Origin of the sequence: Stenotrophomonas sp. Sm6012 (assembly GCF_030985895.1) — a bacterium.
Classification (GTDB): Bacteria; Pseudomonadota; Gammaproteobacteria; order Xanthomonadales; family Xanthomonadaceae; genus Stenotrophomonas; species Stenotrophomonas forensis.
In genome coordinates this window covers 1-3419 of the sequence record NZ_JAPTFX010000237.1, presented here as the reverse complement: position 1 = coordinate 3419, position 3419 = coordinate 1, and the positions used below count along the sequence as shown (strand labels likewise).

2 protein-coding genes are annotated in these 3419 nt (G+C 67.1%); both read left to right on the top strand.

Going from position 1 to position 3419, the window contains the following annotated elements; genetic code table 11:
• Positions 1 to 268: 268 nt before the first annotated feature.
• Positions 269 to 1654, top strand: a complete 1386-nt coding sequence (locus tag O0J73_RS21880; RefSeq protein ID WP_308309630.1) for an NAD-dependent succinate-semialdehyde dehydrogenase — start codon at positions 269 to 271, stop codon at positions 1652 to 1654.
• Positions 1655 to 1717: 63 nt separating this feature from the next.
• Positions 1718 to 3358, top strand: a complete 1641-nt coding sequence (locus O0J73_RS21875; RefSeq protein ID WP_308309629.1) for an acetolactate synthase large subunit — start codon at positions 1718 to 1720, stop codon at positions 3356 to 3358.
• Positions 3359 to 3419: the final 61 nt, after the last annotated feature.

The following is a 3419-nucleotide window of genomic DNA, read 5'->3' as shown; positions in this document are numbered from 1 at the left end:
GCGGCATGGATGCCGCGGCCAAGCCCCCAAGGACGGGTTTACGGCGTCTCCCGCAACCGGACCCACCCCGCCATCCCACGGAATCCCGGCTTTTGACGTTGCTCTGGCTTGAGCGGGTGCAGGGCGCAGCCCTGCCAAGAGCCGCCCATTCAGGCAGGTAAGTGCAGGTCACAGGATAAGCAGACGCCTTGTTGCTGCCATCGAACAGGTCCACATTCCTGTGCAGGAGACGGGCCACTGCCCGTCGTCGAGACACCAGGAGACCTGCATGTCCGCTGCCCCCAGCACTGCCATTTCCCGCGATCCGGCCACCGGCCAGCTCATCGCCAGCCATCCCTTCGCCACCGACGCCGAACTGGAGGCGATCCTTGACCGCGGCCAGGCCGGCTTTGCCGCCTGGAGCGAAACCAGCCTCGAACAGCGCGCCGGCGTGCTGCGCGCGATGGCTGCCGTACTGCGCCGTGACCGTGAAAAGCTGGCCGCGCTGGCCACCGCCGAAATGGGCAAGGTCCAGGCCGAATCACTGGCCGAGATCGAAAAGTGCGCCGTGCTGTGCGACTGGTACGCCGACCACGGCGCGCAGTTCCTGCGCGACGAGCCGACCCAGGTGCCCGATGACAAGGCCTACGTGTCCTACCTGCCGCTGGGCGTGGTGCTGGGCATCATGCCGTGGAATTTCCCATACTGGCAGGTGATGCGTGCGGCGGTGCCGATCCTGATGGGCGGCAACGGCTTCCTGCTGAAGCCGGCCGAGAACATCGTCGGTACCGCGCAGCTGCTGGATGCAGCCTGGCGTGATGCCGGGCTGCCGGACGGCACCTTCATCGCCGCCAACGTCAGCCGCGAGGGCACCAGCCGTGCGATTGCCGATGACCGTATCGCCGCGGTGACCCTGACCGGCAGCGTGGCGGCCGGTCGCAGCATTGCCGCCCAGGCCGGACAGGCGCTGAAGAAGGTGGTGCTGGAGCTGGGTGGCTCCGATCCGTTCATCGTGCTGGCCGATGCCGATCTCGATGCGGCCGTTGATGCCGCGGTGGCCTCGCGCTTCCAGAACACCGGGCAGGTCTGCATTGCCGGCAAGCGCATCATCGTCGAAGAGGCGGTCTACGACCGGTTCGTGGCGCAGTTCTGCCAGAAGGTGCAGGCGCTGGCCATTGGCGATGGCCGCGACCCCGGCAACCGCATCGGCCCGATGGCGCGCCAGGATCTGCTTGAGCAGCTCGATGCGCAGGTGCGCGCTTCGGTGGAGGCCGGTGCGCAGCTGCTGGTCGGTGGTCATCAACTGCAGCGCCCGGGCGCGTTCTATGCCCCCACTGTGCTGGCCGGCGTGGCGCCGGGCATGCAGGCCTTCGATACCGAGACCTTCGGCCCAGTGGCCTCGATCAGCCGCGCGCGCGATGCCGACCATGCGGTGGAACTGGCCAACCAGAGCGAGTTCGGCCTCAGCGGCAACCTGTGGACCGGCGACCGCGCGCGGGCCATGCAGCTGGCGCGCCGGCTGCAGACCGGGGGCGTGTTCGTCAACGGCTTCTCGGCGTCCGACCCGCGCGTGCCGATCGGTGGCGTGAAGAAGAGCGGTTTCGGCCGCGAGCTCTCGCACTTCGGTATCCGTGAATTCGTCAACGCGCAGACGGTGTGGTTCGACAAGCCTTGACGCGCGGCTCTCATCCTTCCTGCAACGATCCACCATCAGTCCAGCGAAAAGGACGGCATTCCAATGTCCAAGGGTTCAGACCTGCTCGTCGCCGCGCTTGAGAACGAAGGCGTCGAGCGTATTTTCGGCATCCCCGGCGAAGAAAACCTCGACGTGGTCGAGTCGCTCCGCCATTCCAGCATCGAGCTGGTCGTCACCCGCCATGAGCAGGCGGCGGTGTTCATGGCGGCCACTTATGGGCGCCTGACCGGCAAGCCAGGCGTGTGCCTGGCCACGCTTGGCCCGGGCGCGCTCAACTTCACCACCGGCGCGGCGTATGCGTTGCTGGGTGCGTGGCCGGTGATCATGATCACCGGGCAGAAGGGCATCGTTGCCAGCAAGCAGGCGCGCTTCCAGATCGTGGATATCGTCAGCACGATGAAGCCGCTGACCAAGCAGGCGCGGCAGATCGTCTCGGCGCGCACCATCCCGACCATCGTCCGCGAGGCGTTCCGGGTGGCCCAGGAAGAGCGGCCGGGCCCGGTGCTGCTGGAACTGCCGGAAGACATCGCGGCCAACGAGGTCGAGGGCGTGGCATTGATTCCCCCGCACGCGGTGGAGCGCCCCATTGCCAGCCCGGAGGCGCTCGATCGTGCGGCGGAGATCATCCGTAACGCCAGGCGTCCGCTGCTGATGATCGCTTCGGCGGCGTCGCGGCCACAGTCCAGCGAAGCGCTGTCAGCGTTCGTGCTGCGGGCCGGCATTCCGTTCTTCACCACCCAGATGGGCAAGGGGGCGGTGGCCGGTGGCTCGGGCCTGTACATGGGCACCGCGGCGCTGACCGAGCGCGATTACGTGCACATGGCGATCGACCAGGCCGACGTAATCGTGACCATCGGCCACGAGGTCACCGAAAAGCCGCCGTTCGTGATGCGCCCGGGCGGCCCGACCGTGATCCATATCGGTTACTCGCAGGCGGCGGTGGAGCAGGTGTACTTCCCGCAGGTGGAAGTGATCGGTGATATCGGCCGCGCGCTGACCCAGCTGGCCGATCGCATCGAGGGTGCGGTGCCGAACGCCGATGCGCTGCTGCCGCTGCGCGCGACCATCCTGGAGCACATCGCTGACCGTGCCGAAGAGGAAGCGTTCACGCCGCAGCGGCTGGTGCACGACGTGCGCCAGGTGATGCCACCGGACGGCATCGTGGCGCTGGACAACGGCATGTACAAGATCTGGTTCGCGCGCAACTACCGCACCCAGGTGGCCAATACGCTGCTGCTGGACAACGCGCTGGCGACGATGGGCGCGGGCCTGCCGTCGGCGATCATGGCCTCGATCCTGTACCCGCAGCGGCGGGTGCTGGCGGTGTGCGGCGATGGTGGCTTCATGATGAACAGCCAGGAGCTGGAAACGGCGCGCCGGCTGGGCCTGAATCTGGTGGTGCTGATCCTCAACGACGGCGCCTACGGGATGATCCGCTGGAAACAGGCGGTGGATGGTTTCACCGATTACGGCATGACCTTCGGCAACCCGGATTTCGTCAAGTATGCCGAGGCCTATGGCTGCAGGGGGCACGAGGTGACGGCCATCGAGCGGTTCATCCCGACCTTGGAAGCGGCGTTCAATGAGGGCGGGGTGCACCTGGTGTCGGTGCCGATCGACTATTCGGAGAACGAGCGGGTGCTGGTGGACGAACTGCGCCAGGCGTTCCCCGGCAACGGCTGACGCCGGGCCCACGCGGCCAGGTAGGTGTCGACCTTGGTCGACACACGAAGCGCCAACCAAC

Excerpts from the sequence above, each read along its gene's own strand:
- O0J73_RS21875 (WP_308309629.1), top strand. The coding sequence starts at position 1,718 with ATGTCCAAGGGTTCAGACCTGCTCGTCGCCGCGCTTGAGAACGAAGGC.
- O0J73_RS21880 (WP_308309630.1), top strand. The coding sequence starts at position 269 with ATGTCCGCTGCCCCCAGCACTGCCATTTCCCGCGATCCGGCCACCGGC.